The sequence below is a fragment of the Pseudoxanthomonas gei genome (assembly GCF_010119615.1).
Lineage (GTDB): Bacteria > Pseudomonadota > Gammaproteobacteria > Xanthomonadales > Xanthomonadaceae > Pseudoxanthomonas_A > Pseudoxanthomonas_A gei.
The window spans coordinates 540,585-556,865 of sequence record NZ_QOVG01000001.1 but is presented as its reverse complement, the minus strand read 5'-3'; the positions used below and the strand labels follow the sequence as shown (position 1 = coordinate 556,865).

Below are 16,281 nucleotides of genomic sequence, written 5' to 3'. Positions count from 1 at the left end.
GCGCAGCATGGAAATCAGATGCACGGATTCCTCCTTGCCGATGGCTGCCGCTTACAGCGGGCTTCGTCCGACATTCATGCAGTACTGGATTGCGCGGGTCGCCTTTCCTCATGCGGGGGGGACAGCCGAAAACAAGGCGGATCCAGGTAATGCCGCGATGAAGAATACCGAATGATCGAATCCCGCTCGCTACCCGCCGATACCGACCTGCTCGGCTTGCATCGCCTGGCCCCGTCGCGCTACCCGCTGCTGCTTGAGTCCGTTGCATCCAGCACGGCGCAGGGCAGGTGGGACCTGCTGCTGGCCACCGACGGCAGCGGGCTGCGCCTGGGCATCGATGGGCTCACTTCAACGCTGGATGGCCAACCGCTTAAAGCGGATTTCCTGGACGCGCTGGACGCCGAATGGCAGTCCCTGCGGATTCCGCGCGAGGAACCGCGATGGCCGTTCCGGGGCGGCTGGGCGCTGTTGCTCAACTACGAACTTGCCGCGCAGGTCGAGCCGGTGCTGGCGCTTCCGGCAGGGCCCGGGGCCGTTCCAGTGGCACTGGCGTTGCGCTGTCCCGCCGCGATCCTGCGCGACCGGCTCACCGGCCATTGCGTAGCCGTGGCCGAAACCGGATCTACGGCGTTGCTCGCCGCGATAACCGACGACATAGCAGCTTCGCGTTCGGCGCCTGGGCTGGGGCCGTGGCGTGAGCCGGCGGAAATCCTCGAGGAACCACCGCAGCGTTTCATCGACGGAGTCGAACGCATTCTGCGATACCTCGCCGCAGGCGACATCTTCCAAGTGAATCTTTCACGCGCATGGCGCGCCCGCTTCGAGGAAAGCGTGGATCCTGCCGCGCTTTACTCGCGCCTGCGGATCGCAAATCCTGCCCCTTTCGCCGGCTTGTTCTCTGCTGGTGCGTGGGCCGTCGCCAGCTCCTCGCCTGAACGGCTGGTCTCGGTTCGTGGCGAGGTGGTCGAAACGCGGCCCATCGCCGGCACGCGCCCGCGCTTCGAGGGCGACGATGATGCCGCACGCATGCGCGAACTGGTCGGCCATCCCAAGGAGCGTGCCGAGCACGTGATGCTGATCGACCTGGAGCGCAATGACCTGGGGCGCGTCTGCGAGCCCGGCAGCGTGGAAGTGGACGAACTGATGACCGTGGAAAGCTATGCCCACGTGCACCACATCGTCAGCAACGTGCGTGGCCGCCTGCGTCCGGGCACGACGCCGGGCGAAGTGATCCGCGCCACTTTTCCGGGTGGCACCATCACCGGCTGTCCCAAGGTGCGGTGCATGCAGATCATCGCCGAGCTCGAAGGCCAGGCGCGCGGCGCCTATACCGGTGCCTTTGGCTGGCTGAACCGCGATGGCGACCTTGACCTGAACATCCTGATCCGCAGCGCGGAGATATTTCCCGCTGAAGGAGGCGGCAGCAACGTGGTGTTCCGCACCGGTGCCGGCATCGTCGCCGACTCCATTCCCGAGCGTGAACTGGACGAGACCCGGGCCAAGGCGCGCGGCATGCTGAAAGCGCTGGGACCCTTGCAGGCGTTGGGCCGCTGAGCGGCTGGCTGGGAAAGGTCGCTGGTGCTCCAGGGCGTGGGCGCTTCCTAAATTCAACGGGGCGCAAGGTATCCTGCACTCCATGACCCAATCGTCCGAGGAAATCGTGTCCCCAGCTCCCAAGCGCGGTTGCCGTGCGTTCGTCATAGGTTGTCTGGTCCTGCTCGCACTGGCGGCCGCAGGCGGCGCGTGGCTGCTGCAGCGCTACACCGGCTTCAGCGACCGGCCCATTGCAGGCCTGCAGGCAGGAGACAGCGTGGTGGTGGCATCCGGCGATTCGTTCCCGGGCGTGCTGCGCAAGTTGCGCGCGGCGGGCGTTGACCAGGGTCAGGACCTGGAGTGGCGCACACTGGCTCGCCAACTCGACGTGGCCGGCAGCCTGAAGGTGGGCGAATATGCCTTGGCGCCGGGCCTCACGCCACGCCAGTTGTTGCTGAACATGCGCAACGGCAAGGTCATCAACTACCGCTTCACCATTGTCGAAGGCTGGAACATCCGCCAGTTGCGCGCAGCGATCAATGCGGCCACGCCGCTGCTGCATGAAACCACCGCGCTGGACGATGCCGCGTTGATGACCTTGCTGGGGCATGCGGGGCAACATCCGGAAGGCAGGTTCCTTCCCGAGACCTATGTCTACTCGCGCGGCGACAGCGACGCGGACGTGCTCAGGCGCGCCCATGATGCAATGGAGAAAGTGCTTGCGGAAGCATGGAGCGCGCGCGCCCGGGACGTGCCACTGAAATCGGCGGACGAGGCCTTGATACTGGCCTCCATCATCGAGAAGGAAACCGGGCTGGCCTCCGAGCGCCCGCAGATTGCCGGCGTGTTCGCCCGTCGCCTGAAGCTGGGAATGAAACTGCAGACCGATCCGACCGTGATCTATGGAATCGGCAGCACCTATGACGGCAATATCCGCCGTCGCGACCTGCTCACCGATACGCCCTACAACACCTACACGCGTGCCGGCCTGACTCCCACGCCCATCGCCATGCCGGGCATCGATGCACTGCGCGCGGCTGTGAATCCAGCCCAGGGCGACGCGCTGTTCTTCGTTGCGCTGGGTGATGGCAGTGGCAGCCACGTGTTCTCGCCCACGCTGGACGGGCACAACGCTGCCGTCGCGCGCTACCTGCAGCAGCTGCGACGCCCGGCGTTGCCGCAGGAAGAGCCGCAGCAATGAGGGAAGCCCTGCTGAAGCATCCGCGCCTGATCAGCCTCGAGGGCGGCGAGGGTGCTGGCAAGACCAGTGCCATCGCCGCAATCCGCGAACTGTTGCAGTCTCGCGGCCATGAAGTGGTGCTGACCCGCGAGCCTGGCGGCACGCCGCTGGCCGAGCGCATCCGCGAGCTGTTGTTGAGTTCCCATGAGGAGCCGCTGGCGCCTGAGACCGAACTGCTGCTGATGTTCGCCTCGCGTTCGCAGCATGTACGCGAGGTCATCCGCCCGGCGCTGCAGCGCGGCGCCTACGTGGTTACCGACCGTTTCACCGATTCCAGCTATGCCTATCAGTCCGATGGCCGCGGGCTGGATCGCGCCCTGGTAGAGGAGCTCGAGCGCAGGGTGGTGGGACTGAAACCAGGACTCACCTTGCTGCTGGACCTGGACGTGCGCGAAGGCCGGGCGCGCACCAGCGGCCGCGATCTTTGGCCGGACCGGATCGAAAGCGAACAGGACGACTTCTTCGAGCGCGTGCGGGAAGGATTCCGCAAGCGCGCCCTTGCCGAGCCCGAGCGGTTCCGGGTGATCGATGCCGGCCAGCCGCCTGCGGCCGTGGGTGCCGCTGTACACGGCGCGGTCACCAGCTGGCTTGAGGCGAACCCGTGAGTCCTTTGCCTCCTCCGCAGGCGGCGAAGCGGCGGCATGTTTCTTGCGGGGGGCGGCATGCGTACTGAATTCTCACCCTGGCAACAGCGTGCCTACGAACAGGCGGTCGTGGCGCTGGAGGCCGGTCGCCTGGGCCATGGCCTGCTGATCTGCGGGCCCAAGGGCCTGGGCAAGCGCGCCGTGGCCGAGCACCTGGCCCAGTACGTGCTTTGCACCGCCCGGGTCGGCCACCAGCCATGCGGAAAGTGCCGGGGTTGCCTGCTCTATCTGTCGCGTTCGCAGCGCGAGAACCTGGAGTTGCGGCCCGACAAATCCCTGGCCCATCCCCACGGGCATCCAACCCATCCGGATGTGATCTTCCTCGGCCATGCCTGGCGCATGAGCCCTTCGCCGGCGCGCCAACTCACCCAGATCGTGGTGGACCAGGTGCGCGTGTTGTCCGAACGGCTTGCCAAGACACCGCAATATGGCGAGGCACTGGTCACCATCATCGATCCGGCCGAGGCCATGAACGAGAGCGCCAGCAACGCCTTGTTGAAGACACTCGAGGAGCCCGTGCCCGGACGTTACCTGTGGTTGATCAGTGCGCAGCCCGCCAGCCTTTCGGCGACCATCCGCAGTCGCTGCCAGAAGCTCGAATTCAAGTTGCCCCCCATGGACGAAGCGCTGGCCTGGCTGGTCAGTTCGGGGCATTCCAGCAAGGATGCAGAGGAAGCGCTTGGCGCGGCGCGCGGCCATCCCGGCCTGGCGGATGAGTGGCTGCGGGACGGTGGCATGGCCCTCAGGAAGTCGGTGGCCAGCGACCTGGAGAAGCTGGAGCGTGGCGACATCGGCGTCATTGAAACCGCGCAACGCTGGGCTTCCGATGAGCACGCCGACCTTCGCCTGAGCCACGCGGCCGACCTGGTGCTGGCGCAGGCGGGCACTGCCGGCTTGACCGATCCGGCCCGATTGCACAAGCTGGCAACGTGGTTCGATGCCGCAAACCGTACGCGCGACCTGTTGGGGACCACGGTTCGCGGCGATCTTGCAATAGTGGATTTGCTCTTGGCCTGGCGCGGTGTTGACCGGACCCGGGCCGCCAAAGGAGATAGGGCGTGAATGCAGTAGCGGGTGGTGGACGGCAGGGCATCCTGTCCCTGGCGGTCAAGGACAAGGCGGCGCTGTACAACGCCTACATTCCATACGTGAAGAACGGCGGCATCTTCGTGCCCACGCCCAAGCGTTATTTCCTGGGCGACGAGGTGTTCGTGCTGCTCACGCTTCCCGATTCCAGCGAGCGCCTGCCGGTCGCCGGCAAGGTGATCTGGGTGACCCCCGTAGGCGCACAGGGCGCACGGGTTGCCGGTATTGGCGTGCAGTTCGCCGATACCAGTGAAGGCGAAGCGGTGAAGAGCAAGATCGAAACGCTGTTGGCCGGCACCCTCAACGCGGACAAGCCCACCAGCACGATGTAGAGCTGGCGGGCCGTCTGGAAGCAATGAAAAAAGCCCGGCATGCCGGGCTTTTTTCATTGCAGGTCATGTTGCTTCAAAGCCCCTTGAACAGATTTCCGGCTATCAATACGGCCAGCCCGCCACACAGTATCCAGAACGCCTGGCCAGCCAGCGCGGGGATATAGCCGAGCTTGGCCGCCACGCCGATGCCGCCCAGCAAGAGTGAAATAAAGAACATGCCCGCGGTGGGAGCACTGAGGTTGAACATTGGGTATGAGTCCGTCTTTGGTTGGGAATGGAGGGTAGTCCGTCCTGCCGGGGCAATCAGACGGTCGGTTTCCGCAGTGTTGGCGAGTCCCAGCCGGGGCGCGGCGAGAAACGATCACCGTAGCGCCCCTGCAGCGCCTTGAGCTTCTCGACCAGCGCATCGGCGCCCGCAGCCTTGATGTACTGGATCGGACCCCCGCGGAACGGTGCGAAGCCGGTGCCGAAGATGACGCCGGCGTCCAGCAGGTCCGGATCGCTGACCACGCCGTCGTGCAGGCAGGCCACGGCTTCATTGAGCAGCGGCAGGATCAGGCGATCCTCGAGGTCCGATGGGGCCTGGTAGTCCTTGGCCACCTCAGGCTTGATCGCCTTGCCGTTTTCCCATTTGTACAGCCCCTGGCCATCCTTCTTGCCGCGCTTGCCGGCTTCCGGCGGAGCGGACAGGGCCGCGGGGATCGGCAGCCCGAGGAACGGCGCAAGCTCCTTGCCTACGCCCGCGGCGACATCCAAGCCGACTGTGTCGATGAGTTCGATGGGTCCCATCGGCATGCCGAACTTCACGGCGGCCTTGTCGATCACCGGGCCCGGAATGCCTTCCGAATACGCGGTGACCGCTTCCAGCATGTAGGGGAACAGCACCCGGTTTACCAGGAAGCCCGGCGTGCCGGCAACCGGCACGGCCAGCTTGTCGATGGCCTTGCAGAAGCCGGCCAGGCGCTTTTCTGTCTCCGGCGACATGCCGTCATGGCGGATGATTTCCACCAGCGGCATCTGGGCGACCGGGTTGAAGTAATGCAGGCCCGCGAACTGCGCAGGGCGCTGGATGTGTTCGCGCAGCTCGGTCAGCGGGATGGACGAGGTGTTGGTGGTGAGCAGGGCATCGGGCTTCAACCGGGGTTCGACCGACTGGTAGAGATCGCGCTTGGCCTCGGGGTTCTCGATGATCGCCTCGATCACCAGGTCGGCAACCGCCACGCCTTCTCCGGCCAGATCGCCCTTCAGGCGGGCGACGACCGCCGGCCGTTTCGAATCATCCTTCACGCGCTTGTTGAACAGCTCCGCGGCCCGGGTAAGTGCGCCGTCGATGAAACGCTGCTCGCGATCCTGCAGGGTTACTTCGAAACCCTTGTAGGCTGACCACGCCGCGATGTCGCCGCCCATGACGCCGGCGCCGACCACGTGTACGTGCTTGATGCCATGTTCCTTGCCACCTTGACCCTTGAGGCGCTCCTGCAGGAAGAAGATGCGGATCAGATTGCGTGCGGTGGGCGTCGCCGCCAGCTTCACCACGCCACGGCGTTCGGCATCCAGGCGCGCCTGGATGTTGCTGCCGCCGCTGCGTTTCCAGGTATCGATCAGCGCATACGGGGCAGGGTAGTGTTCCTTGCGTGCCTTGCGCGCAACCTGCTTGGCCATCTGCGGCGCCAGCGACTGCCTGGCCAGCCATGTATTCGTGGCCCAGGCCGTTGCGCGTTGCTTGAACGCGCGTTGCGTTCCCTTCTGCACCAGGGCGACGGCGGCGTCGAGCAAAAGGGCAGGCTCCACTACTTTGTCCACCAGGCCCGTAGCCTTGGCAGCCGATGCCGATAAGGTGCGGCCGGTAAGCATCAGGTCCATCGCCGCGGGGGCACCAATCAGGCGCGGCAAGCGCGCGCTGCCTCCCCACCCGGGGAAAATGCCGAGCATTACTTCCGGCAGGCCAATGCGCGTGGAGGGATCATTGGACGCTACGCGGTAACGGCAGGCCAGCGAGATTTCAGTGCCGCCGCCCATGCAGTGCCCATGTATCGCCGCCACGGTGGGGCAGGGAAGCTCCGAGAGTTTCTGGAAGACGGCCTGGCCGCGGCGGATCGCATCGTTGACCGTGCCCTTGCGATCGAATTCCTGGAATTCCTTCAGGTCGGCGCCGGCAATGAAGCCTGCCGTCTTAGCGGAACGGATCACCACGCCCTTGGGCGGATCGATGGCAATGCGTTCGACCAGGTCGCCCAGTTCGATCAACACATCCTGCGACAGGGCATTGACCGCAGCCCCCTGGCGATCAAGGCTCAGCACGACGATGCCGTCCTCGCGTGACTCCGTTTGCCAATGACTGAATCGGAGCCCATCGAAGCTAGCTGCCATGATCAAAACCATCCGTTCGCGTATGGGGAAGGCGACTATCATCCCGAGGTTGTTTAACCCACGTCAAATCCCCACTCATTGACAGGGTCATGACTGCAGGCATGGGCATAACCCGGGTCTTCAGGTTAAATCGTTGATAAGGAAGCCGTTTGCGCGTGCTTCTGAACTTTTCCCCGCAGTGGCGGTCACAGTGCTCGGTCATCAGCCGAGCCGACAGGAGTGCGGCCCGGCATGGCCGATGTGCTTACCCAAACCGAAACAGCCCCACCGCAGGAACTGGACCTTGAACTGGTCAGGCGGGTGCAGCGTGGCGACAGTGCGGCGTTCGACCTGCTGGTGCGCAAGTACCAGCATCGGATCATCGCCCTGATCGGACGCTATATCCATGACTGGAGCGAATGCCAGGATGTTGCCCAGGACACTTTCATGCGCGCTTACCGCGCCATTGGGAATTTCCGCGGCGATGCCCAGTTCTATACCTGGTTACACCGGATCGCAGTGAATACAGCCAAGAACCATCTAGTCGCCCACAACCGCCGTCCGCCAACCGACGACGTAGACGCCAGCGATGCTGAGCAATACGACACGGGCAGCCGCCTGCGCGACACCGATACGCCGGAACGCGAGCTCATGCGCCAGGAGCTGGAGCGCACGGTGATGAAGGCCGTGGATGCGTTGCCGGAAGAGCTGCGGACCGCCATCACCCTGCGCGAGGTCGATGGCCTGAGTTACGACGAGATCGCGCAGAAAATGGATTGCCCCATCGGCACCGTGCGCTCGCGCATATTCCGTGCCCGCGAGGCCATCGATGCCGAACTTCGACCCCTGGTCGATTCCGAAAGCGCTACCCGGGAGCGTACCCGCACATGACCACCGACAAGATCGACACCCATTATTTCCAGCAGCTGTCAGCGCTGATGGATGGCGACCTGGCCCCTGACCAGGCGCGCTTCCTGTTGAGGCGCATGCAGCACGACACCGATCTGACGTCCTGCCTCGAGCGTTGGCAGCTGTGCGGGGATGCCTTGCGTGGCCAGGCGCAGGCGCCTGCACCAGCGGGCTTCGCCGAACGCATCGCCGCCGCCATTGCAGAAGAGCCCGCGCAGGCAACGCCGAATAGTGCCTCCGGTCGAAACCGCGGCACCTTGGCCCGCTGGGGTGGAGGCGCATTGGCCGCTTCCGTCGCGGCGATAGCGCTGTTCATGGTGCGCCAGCAGGTGCCCGACGACGGCCCTTCACAGGCAACGCCTGCCGTGGCTGGGCAGTCTCCAGTTGCTTCGACGACGCCAGCGCTGTCATCGCCTGCTGTCCAGGCAGCGACAACGGTGACCTCGGCAAGCGTGGCCGTGGCAAGCGTGCCGCGCCGGCAGGTCGAGGCTTCGCGGCGCAGTGCCACGCGCAGCCAGCAGGCTGCGCGCAATGCCGCCACGCTGCGCAAGCTGCCGGATCGTGCGTTTGCTTCCGCTTCGATTCCGGTGGTCCATGCCATTGCCGGCGTGCCTGCGACGGAAGGACGTGATCCTTTCTCCGGAGCCCAGATGAATGCCCCGTTGGCACGTCCCTGGCCGCGCGCCGTGCTGCCGCAGTACTCCTCGGGCAGCGGGGGCTTCAATGCCGATTATTCGACTGATCGCGCCACCCAGACCTTCTATCCGTTCGAGCCGCGGCTGCCGTCGACTCCACCGGTCACCCTGCCGGAAGCCCCTGCGCGCAATCGCTGAGGCCGCAGGTGCCCGACCCGCGGCCAGCTGCATCCAGGCAGGCGGGTCTTGCTCCTTTCCCACTATCCACACCTATCGAGGCATGCGTTCGATGACCCCCAGTGTCCGTATCCGTAACAGCCTGTTTGGACTGTGCATCCTGACCACTCCGCTGGCGGCCTGCGCCCAGCAGCCCAGCCCAGCCCAGCCCGGTGCCGCACCTGCCGTGGTCAGTTCGATTGCCCAGAGCAGTGCTCCGCAAATTGTCACCGGCTTGCCTGATTTCACCCGCCTGGTAGACCAGGTAGGCCCGGGTGTGGTGAATATCGAAGCGAAAGTTGGCTCACGCCCCAGCGCACGGGGCGCGCAGCCCGCCGAGGGGCAGATGCCCGGGAACGACGAGATGCCAGAGTTTTTCCGCCGCATTTTCGGTCCCGATTTCCAGATGCCGGGGCCACAGCAGGGTCCGCGCACGCCCCAGCGCCGCGGTACGTCGATGGGCAGCGGCTTCATCATCTCCCCCGATGGCTATGTGCTGACCAACCACCATGTTGTTGATGGTGCCGATGAGGTCACGGTGAAGCTGTCTGATCGACGCGAGCTGGTTGCCAAGGTCATCGGCAGTGACCAGCAGTACGACGTGGCGTTGCTGAAGATCCAGGCCACGGGTTTGCCATCGATACGCCTTGGCGATTCGAACAGCCTGAAGCCGGGCCAATGGGTGGTTGCAATCGGTTCGCCTTTCGGCCTGGACCACTCGGTCACCGCGGGCATCGTCAGCGCCACCGGCCGCAGCAATCCCTACGCGGACCAGCGCTACGTCCCCTTCATCCAGACCGACGTGGCGATCAACCAGGGCAATTCCGGTGGTCCCCTGCTCAACACCAGTGGTGAAGTGGTTGGCATCAATTCGCAGATCTTCTCTGCTTCCGGCGGCTACATGGGCATCAGCTTCGCCATTCCAATCGACTTGGCCATGAGTGCGGTCGAACAGTTGAAGAAGACCGGCAAGGTCAGTCGTGGACAGCTGGGCGTGCAGGTCGGGGCGATCAGCACCGATGCCGCAAGGGGTTTCGGGCTCCCCGACACCCGCGGCGCACTGGTCAACGATGTGCTGGCCGACAGCGCCGCCCAGAAGGCCGGACTGGAGGCAGGTGACGTGATCCGTTCGGTCAATGGCGTTGAAATCGCCAACTCCAGTGACCTGCCGCCCCTGATCGGCGCCATGGCGCCCGGCTCGAAGGTGAAGCTAGGGATCCTGCGCGACGGCAAGCCGCGCGATGTCGCCGTGACCCTGTCGGTACTGGACGAGACCTCGCAGGAAACTGCGGAAGGGGGTCCCGCGCAGGCGGACATTCCCTCCAATCCGGCGCGCGCGGAGTCTGCAATCCTTGGCATCGCCGTCGCTGACCTGGATGCCAATACCCGCAAGCAGATGGGGCTGAAGGCTGGCGAAGGCATTCGCATCACCCGGGTGACCGGCACGTCCGCTGGCGAGGCCGGGTTGCAGCCGGGGATCGTGATCCTGCAGGTAAGCCGCAGGCCGGTCGGCAGCGTCACCCAGTTCAACCAGGAGCTGCGTGCAGTCAAGCCGGGCCAGGTGGTCATGTTGCTCGTCCGCAGCCCCCGGGGCGGCACAGCCTTCGTTCCGGTGACCGCGGGCGAGGACGAATAGCAGCCGGTATCGGGAAAGACGAGGCCCGTAGGGCGACCGACGGGCAGCCAGCACGGCGGCCATGCGATAATGCGCCGTTATTCTTCCTGACGGCCCCCGCTGGCCGCCCTCATGCAGCCCAAGTCCAGCCCGTCCCCCGATTCCATGCGGAATATCCGCAACTTTTCCATCATTGCCCACGTCGACCACGGCAAGTCGACCTTGGCTGATCGCATCATCCAGCTGTGCGGCGGCTTGCAGGCCCGCGAGATGGAAGCGCAGGTCCTCGACTCGAACCCGATCGAGCGCGAGCGTGGCATCACCATCAAGGCCCAGTCCGTGTCGCTGCCGTATACGGCCAAGGACGGGCAGGTCTACCAGCTCAATTTCATCGACACGCCCGGGCACGTCGACTTCAGCTACGAGGTCTCCCGCTCGCTGGCCGCCTGCGAGGGCGCGCTGCTGGTGGTCGACGCAGCCCAGGGCGTAGAGGCCCAATCGGTCGCCAACTGCTACACCGCCGTGGAGCAGGGCCTGGAAGTGGTGCCGGTGATCAACAAGATCGACCTGCCTACCGCCGATATCGAGAAGGTCAAGGCCGAGATCGAGGCCGTGATCGGCATCGACGCCGAGAATGCCGTGGCCATCAGCGCCAAGACCGGCCTGAATGTGGTCGATGTGCTGGAAGCCATCGTCGAGCGGATTCCGCCGCCGGTCCCGCGCGACACCGACAAGCTGCAGGCGCTGATCATCGATTCCTGGTTCGACAACTACCTGGGCGTGGTCTCGCTGGTGCGGGTGATGCAGGGCGAGATCGTGCCCGGCACCAAGATGCTGGTCATGTCCACCGGCCGCACCCACCTGGTGGACAAGGTCGGCGTGTTCACCCCCAAGCGCAAGGAGCTGAAGAAACTCGGCGCGGGGGAAGTGGGCTGGATCAACGCGTCGATCAAGGACGTCCACGGCGCTCCGGTCGGCGACACCCTGACCCTGGCCAGCGACCCGGCCAGCAAGCCGTTGCCGGGCTTCCAGGAAATGCAGCCACGCGTGTTCGCCGGACTGTTCCCGGTCGATGCCGATGACTACCCGGACCTGCGCGAGGCGCTGGAAAAGCTGCGCCTCAACGATGCGGCATTGCGTTTCGAGCCCGAGAGCTCCGAAGCCATGGGTTTCGGCTTCCGCTGCGGCTTCCTGGGCATGCTGCACATGGAGATCGTGCAGGAGCGCCTGGAGCGCGAGTACGACCTCAACCTGATCAGCACCGCGCCCACCGTGGTCTATGAAGTGCTCAGGACCGACGGCAGCATCCTCAGCCTGGACAACCCGTCCAAGCTGCCGCAGGCCAACCTGATCGACGAGATCCGCGAGCCCATCATCCGCGCCAACGTGCTGACCCCCCCGGACTACGTGGGCAACGTGATCACCCTGTGCGAGGAAAAGCGCGGCCGCCAGATCAGCATCAACTACCTGGGCTCGCAGGTGCAGATCAGCTACGAGTTGCCGATGGCCGAAGTGGTGCTGGACTTCTTCGATCGCCTCAAATCGGTGTCGCGCGGCTATGCATCGCTTGACTACCATTTCCTGCGTTTCGAGGCCGGCCCGTTCGTGCGCGTGGACACCCTGATCAATGGCGACAAGGTCGATGCACTGTCCTTGATCGTTCATCGCCAGTACGCCGATCGCCGTGGTCGCGAGCTGACCGAGAAGATGCGCGAACTGATCCCGCGGCAGATGTTCGACGTGGCCATCCAGGCTGCGGTCGGAGCCCAGGTGATCGCCCGCAGCACGGTAAAAGCCATGCGGAAGAACGTTCTGGCCAAGTGCTATGGTGGCGACATAAGCCGCAAGAAGAAGCTTCTGGAAAAGCAGAAGGAAGGCAAGAAGCGCATGAAGCAGGTGGGCAATGTCGAGATACCGCAGGAAGCTTTCCTGGCGGTCCTGCAGATGGACAACAAGTAACAGCGGGGAAGGGTAAGCAGTAAATAGAAAGAAGAGCGCTTTTCTTCACTCTTTGCCCTTAACTATTCACCGCCTCCAAGGAATCTTATGGTCTGGTTCGAAACAATCCTCGTGGTGCTCACCCTGCTGACCGGCATCGTCTGGTTGCTGGACAAACTGTTCCTGGCCAGGCGCCGCGCCGCGCGTGGCGGATTGCTGGACGAGGAGCCGGTGCTTGTCGATTACTCGCGCGCCTTCTTCCCGGTGCTGGCCGTCGTGTTGATACTGCGCAGCTTCATCGCCGAACCCTACAAGATCCCGTCGGCATCGATGATGCCCAACCTGCTGATTGGCGATTTCATTCTGGTCAACAAGTTCACCTACGGCCTGCGCCTGCCGATCAACAACAAGAAGTTCATCTCCATAAGCGAGCCCAAGCGCGGCGATGTGGTGGTGTTCAAGCCTCCGCACGATCCGGAGAACAACTGGATCAAGCGCATTATCGGCCTGCCGGGCGACCGCATCGCCTTCCAGGGCAATACGCTGACCATCAACGACCAGGCCATGAGCTACCAGACCCTTGGCACCTATACGGGCCGCGGCGTGGCCCAGGGGACCGAGAGCGCCGCGCTGCTGCAGGAAAACCTGCCCGGGCGCCCGCACGAGATACTGGAGGGCGACCGCGCCGAAGGGCAGGGCGAATGGGTGGTCCCGGCCGGGCACTATTTCGTAATGGGCGACAATCGTGATAATAGCCAGGATGGTCGTCTGTGGCCGGAAGTGGGGGCGGACGGCCAGTTGTTGCCTGACCATAATTTCCTTCCCGAAGAAAACCTTCGCGGCAAGGCATTCCTGATCTGGCTGAATTGCGAGGGTTGGGTCTGCAAGGATGGTTTCGATGCGTCCAGGATCGGAACGAGAATCCAGTAAACCCAGCATCCAATGAACCCAGCATTCAATAGACATGTTGTCCATCCCGGGGAAATGCACATGAAGCGCACACTGCAAGCGAAGCACAAGCAAGACGGCATGACGTTGACGAGTTTCGTGGTGGTGCTCGCGGTGGTCGGCTTCGCCGCCTACATCGGCATGAAGCTGTTCCCGATGTACCAGGAGTATTACTCGGTGCGAAGTGCAGCCAAGGCCATTGCGGCCGAGCCAGGCGTTGGGGATATGGATCCGTCGAAGATTCAGTCGATGTTGTTCAAGCACTTGGATATCAACTATTCCGAGAATGTGAAGGAAGAGAACGTAAAGTTCGATCGCATTGACAGTGGCTGGAGGATGAAGGTGAACTACGAAGTGCGGCGCCCGCTGGTGGGCAACCTCGACGTGGTGGGTGTGTTCGATATTTCACAGGACCTGACTCGTGGCGGTGGTACCGATTGACCTGAAATTCCGGCACGGTGAGCTTGACGGCTACCGTTTTGCCGATCCGGGCCTGCTGCAGCAGGCCCTGACCCATCGCAGTGCAGGTGCGCCGCACAACGAGCGGCTGGAATTCCTGGGTGACAGCATCGTCAACCTGACGGTTGCCGAGGTGTTGTTCCAGCGCTGGCCAAAGGCCGACGAAGGCGCGCTGACACGCGCGCGTGCCGAGCTGGTGCGCGAGGCATCCCTGGCCACCATTGCCCGCCGGCTGGAACTGGGCGCGCGCCTGACCCTGGGCCCGGGCGAAATGAAATCCGGTGGCCATCGCCGGGATTCGATCCTGGCCGATGCCTTGGAAGCGGTGGTCGCCGCGATCTACCTGGACGCGGGTTTCGAGGGCTGCCGGGCGGCCGTGCTGCCCTGGTTCGAGGAATCGCTGGCTGCGTTGCCGGTCGGCAAGCCAGGCAAGGATGCCAAGACCCGCCTGCAGGAATGGCTGCAGGGCCGCCAGCGCGCGCTACCCAGCTACGAACTGGTCTCCGAAAGCGGCGATGACCACGCCAAGTTGTTTACGGTCAGCTGCACCATCGCCGATCCCACCCTGACCGCAGAAGGCGAGGGCAGCTCGCGTCGCAACGCCGAGCAGGCCGCCGCCCTGGGCGTGCTGGAAAAACTGGACCTCTCCAAATGAACACCGACACCGCGCATCGCAGCGGCAGCATTGCCGTCATCGGCCGGCCCAACGTGGGCAAGTCGACCCTTACCAATGCGCTGGTGGGGGCCAAGGTCAGCATCGTTTCCAACCGGCCGCAAACCACGCGCCACCGTTTGCTGGGCATTGCGACTTTCCCCGAGGGGCAGATAGCGCTGGTCGATACGCCCGGGCTGCACAAGCAGGAGGGCAAGTTCTCCGCCTCGGCGATGAGCAAAGTGATGAATCGTGCCGCCCGGGGCGCCATCGAGGACGTCGACGCGGCGTTGATGGTGATCGAAGCAGGGCGCTGGGACGAAGCAGACACCTTGGCCTACAACGTGCTCAGCGACAGCGGCATCCCGGTGATGCTGGTGGTCAACAAGGTCGACCAGATCAAGCTCAAGGCTGAGTTGCTGCCCTTCCTGGGCCGTATCACCGAAGGCCGCACTTTCGCCAGCGTGCACCTGATCTCGGCGCTGAAGCGCAACGGGCTGGAACAACTGGTGAAGGACATGCTGGCGTTGCTGCCGGAGGGGCCGCCGATGTTCGGCGAGGACGAGATCACCGACCGCAGCCAGCGTTTCATGGCCGGCGAGCTGCTGCGCGAACAACTGATGCGCCAGCTTGGCAATGAACTGCCCTACGCCACCACGGTGGAGATCGAGCGTTTTGCCGAAGAAGAGGGCCTGTTGCGCATCGGCGCGGTGATCTGGGTCGAACGCGAAAGCCAGAAATCCATTGTCATCGGCAAGGGCGGCGCCCGCCTGAAGGAAATAGGCAGCAAGGCGCGCATGCAGATGGAGCGCATGTTCGACGGCAAGGTGTTCCTGGAAACCTGGGTGCGCGTGCGCGAAGGCTGGTCCGGTGACGCGGCCGCTCTCAAGGCGTTCGGCTACAACGAGTAACGCGCCGGCGCGCTTGCCTGTGCAATCCATCCCCTGATGCGTATTACAGCCGAACCTGCTTTCGTCCTGCATGCGCGTGCCTGGCGCGAGACCAGCCTGCTGGTCGAGGTGCTCAGCGAGAACCACGGGCGCCTTGGCCTGGTCGCGCGTGGCGTGCAAGGCCAGAAGAAGCACGTGCTGCGCGCCGCGCTGCAACCGCTGCAGCACATCCGGCTGGATGCCGTGCAGCGTGGCGAGCTTGCCCAGCTGGTGTCCGCCGAAGCCCTGGACGCGGCACCGCGGCTTGCCGGCGATGCGATGCTGGCTGCCTTCTACATCAACGAACTGGTGATGCGACTGGCACCGCGGCAGGACCCGCATGGCGATCTGTATCGCATTTATGGCCAGGCGCGTGCCCGGCTGGGCAGTGGCGAAGCGCTGGCGTGGAACCTGCGGAGGTTTGAGCGCGACCTGCTGGAATCGCTGGGTTCCGGATTTGATTTCAGGGAGGATGCTGACGGCGTCGCCCTCGATCCTGCTGCCCGTTACCGGATAGATCCTGAGCAGGGCCCGCGGCGGTTGCTGAGTGACCGGGGCCGCGAAGAACGCAACACCGCCGCCACCGGCAGCGGATTGCTCGCGTTGGCGGCAGACCGGCAGCCCGAGGCGGACGACCTGGCCAGCCTGCGCCTTGCATTGCGCAGCGTGCTGGCCCATCACCTTGGGGGGCGGGGCCTCAAGTCCTGGGAGATGCTCGGCGAGTTGGGCCGCCTCAGGCAGCGCGAGTAAGTCGATCGGGGTAACCAGGAACCTACCAGCGCCACCGCGACGAGAT

16 protein-coding genes are annotated in these 16,281 nt (G+C 64.4%); 14 read left to right on the top strand and 2 right to left on the bottom strand.

Translation table 11 applies throughout. The annotated features are described in order from the left end of the window. The first annotated feature begins 171 nt into the window (after positions 1-171). The 5 genes from DT603_RS02475 to DT603_RS02455 all read left to right on the top strand — a co-directional run bounded on the left by DT603_RS02475 (position 172) and on the right by DT603_RS02455 (position 4,835). The gene (locus tag DT603_RS02475) at positions 172-1,554 is read left to right on the top strand and encodes an aminodeoxychorismate synthase component I (protein WP_162348247.1); all 1,383 of its coding nucleotides are present in this window, start codon (positions 172-174) and stop codon (positions 1,552-1,554) included. Between the two features lie 82 nt (positions 1,555-1,636). Beyond that, positions 1,637-2,734, top strand: coding sequence for an endolytic transglycosylase MltG (gene mltG, locus DT603_RS02470; protein WP_162348246.1), 1,098 nt, complete (start codon positions 1,637-1,639; stop codon positions 2,732-2,734). Beyond that, positions 2,731-3,378, top strand: coding sequence for a dTMP kinase (tmk, locus tag DT603_RS02465; RefSeq protein WP_162348245.1), 648 nt, complete (start codon positions 2,731-2,733; stop codon positions 3,376-3,378). The genes mltG and tmk overlap by 4 nt, the downstream gene beginning before the upstream one ends. Before the next feature lie 57 nt (positions 3,379-3,435). Beyond that, positions 3,436-4,479 (top strand): DNA polymerase III subunit delta', encoded by a 1,044-nt coding sequence (locus tag DT603_RS02460; RefSeq protein WP_162348244.1) that lies wholly within the window; start codon positions 3,436-3,438, stop codon positions 4,477-4,479. Further along, positions 4,476-4,835 (top strand): PilZ domain-containing protein, encoded by a 360-nt coding sequence (locus DT603_RS02455; protein ID WP_162348243.1) that lies wholly within the window; start codon positions 4,476-4,478, stop codon positions 4,833-4,835. The genes DT603_RS02460 and DT603_RS02455 overlap by 4 nt, the downstream gene beginning before the upstream one ends. Positions 4,836-4,908: 73 nt before the next feature. Here DT603_RS02455 and DT603_RS02450 read toward each other — a convergent pair whose 3' ends face one another. Both DT603_RS02450 and DT603_RS02445 read right to left on the bottom strand, forming a co-directional pair. Next, positions 4,909-5,082, bottom strand: coding sequence for a hypothetical protein (locus DT603_RS02450; RefSeq protein WP_162348242.1), 174 nt, complete (start codon positions 5,080-5,082; stop codon positions 4,909-4,911). Between the two features lie 56 nt (positions 5,083-5,138). Next, positions 5,139-7,205 carry a 3-hydroxyacyl-CoA dehydrogenase NAD-binding domain-containing protein gene (locus tag DT603_RS02445; protein WP_162348241.1) on the bottom strand — a complete coding sequence of 689 codons (2,067 nt, stop codon included), beginning with the start codon at positions 7,203-7,205 and terminating at the stop codon, positions 5,139-5,141. Between the two features lie 231 nt (positions 7,206-7,436). Here DT603_RS02445 and rpoE point away from each other — a divergent pair, with 231 nt between their 5' ends. The 9 genes from rpoE (at position 7,437) to recO (ending at position 16,235) form a co-directional block, all read left to right on the top strand. After that, positions 7,437-8,075: an RNA polymerase sigma factor RpoE gene (gene rpoE / locus DT603_RS02440; RefSeq protein WP_162348240.1), complete on the top strand. Its 639-nt coding sequence runs from the start codon at positions 7,437-7,439 to the stop codon at positions 8,073-8,075. Next, positions 8,072-8,926, top strand: coding sequence for a sigma-E factor negative regulatory protein (locus tag DT603_RS02435; protein ID WP_162348239.1), 855 nt, complete (start codon positions 8,072-8,074; stop codon positions 8,924-8,926). Before rpoE ends, DT603_RS02435 begins: the two co-directional genes overlap by 4 nt. A 91-nt stretch (positions 8,927-9,017) precedes the next feature. Then, positions 9,018-10,580, top strand: coding sequence for a DegQ family serine endoprotease (locus DT603_RS02430; RefSeq protein WP_162348238.1), 1,563 nt, complete (start codon positions 9,018-9,020; stop codon positions 10,578-10,580). Between the two features lie 144 nt (positions 10,581-10,724). Further along, complete coding sequence (gene lepA / locus DT603_RS02425) at positions 10,725-12,518, top strand: translation elongation factor 4 (RefSeq protein ID WP_162348237.1); 1,794 nt, start codon at positions 10,725-10,727, stop codon at positions 12,516-12,518. 87 nt (positions 12,519-12,605) lie between these two features. Further along, positions 12,606-13,427, top strand: a complete 822-nt coding sequence (gene lepB / locus DT603_RS02420; protein ID WP_162348236.1) for a signal peptidase I — start codon at positions 12,606-12,608, stop codon at positions 13,425-13,427. 60 nt (positions 13,428-13,487) lie between these two features. After that, on the top strand, positions 13,488-13,886 hold the full coding sequence (locus DT603_RS02415) for a DUF4845 domain-containing protein (protein ID WP_425500917.1): 399 nt from the start codon (positions 13,488-13,490) through the stop codon (positions 13,884-13,886). Continuing rightward, positions 13,882-14,559, top strand: a complete 678-nt coding sequence (rnc, locus tag DT603_RS02410; protein WP_162348361.1) for a ribonuclease III — start codon at positions 13,882-13,884, stop codon at positions 14,557-14,559. The genes DT603_RS02415 and rnc overlap by 5 nt, the downstream gene beginning before the upstream one ends. Continuing rightward, the gene (gene era / locus DT603_RS02405) at positions 14,556-15,467 is read left to right on the top strand and encodes a GTPase Era (RefSeq protein ID WP_162348234.1); all 912 of its coding nucleotides are present in this window, start codon (positions 14,556-14,558) and stop codon (positions 15,465-15,467) included. The genes rnc and era overlap by 4 nt, the downstream gene beginning before the upstream one ends. Before the next feature lie 36 nt (positions 15,468-15,503). Then, on the top strand, positions 15,504-16,235 hold the full coding sequence (gene recO / locus DT603_RS02400) for a DNA repair protein RecO (RefSeq protein WP_162348233.1): 732 nt from the start codon (positions 15,504-15,506) through the stop codon (positions 16,233-16,235). Positions 16,236-16,281 lie beyond the last annotated feature (46 nt).

What these genes read in the sequence shown, in the direction of transcription:
- DT603_RS02475 (WP_162348247.1), top strand. Translation starts at nt 172, where the DNA reads ATGATCGAATCCCGCTCGCTACCCGCCGATACCGACCTGCTCGGCTTG.
- mltG (WP_162348246.1), top strand. Translation starts at nt 1,637, where the DNA reads ATGACCCAATCGTCCGAGGAAATCGTGTCCCCAGCTCCCAAGCGCGGT.
- tmk (WP_162348245.1), top strand. Translation starts at nt 2,731, where the DNA reads ATGAGGGAAGCCCTGCTGAAGCATCCGCGCCTGATCAGCCTCGAGGGC.
- DT603_RS02460 (WP_162348244.1), top strand. Translation starts at nt 3,436, where the DNA reads ATGCGTACTGAATTCTCACCCTGGCAACAGCGTGCCTACGAACAGGCG.
- DT603_RS02450 (WP_162348242.1), bottom strand. Translation starts at nt 5,082, where the DNA reads ATGTTCAACCTCAGTGCTCCCACCGCGGGCATGTTCTTTATTTCACTC.
- DT603_RS02445 (WP_162348241.1), bottom strand. Translation starts at nt 7,205, where the DNA reads ATGGCAGCTAGCTTCGATGGGCTCCGATTCAGTCATTGGCAAACGGAG.
- rpoE (WP_162348240.1), top strand. Translation starts at nt 7,437, where the DNA reads ATGGCCGATGTGCTTACCCAAACCGAAACAGCCCCACCGCAGGAACTG.
- DT603_RS02435 (WP_162348239.1), top strand. Translation starts at nt 8,072, where the DNA reads ATGACCACCGACAAGATCGACACCCATTATTTCCAGCAGCTGTCAGCG.
- DT603_RS02430 (WP_162348238.1), top strand. Translation starts at nt 9,018, where the DNA reads ATGACCCCCAGTGTCCGTATCCGTAACAGCCTGTTTGGACTGTGCATC.
- lepA (WP_162348237.1), top strand. Translation starts at nt 10,725, where the DNA reads ATGCGGAATATCCGCAACTTTTCCATCATTGCCCACGTCGACCACGGC.
- lepB (WP_162348236.1), top strand. Translation starts at nt 12,606, where the DNA reads ATGGTCTGGTTCGAAACAATCCTCGTGGTGCTCACCCTGCTGACCGGC.
- DT603_RS02415 (WP_425500917.1), top strand. Translation starts at nt 13,488, where the DNA reads ATGAAGCGCACACTGCAAGCGAAGCACAAGCAAGACGGCATGACGTTG.
- era (WP_162348234.1), top strand. Translation starts at nt 14,556, where the DNA reads ATGAACACCGACACCGCGCATCGCAGCGGCAGCATTGCCGTCATCGGC.
- recO (WP_162348233.1), top strand. Translation starts at nt 15,504, where the DNA reads ATGCGTATTACAGCCGAACCTGCTTTCGTCCTGCATGCGCGTGCCTGG.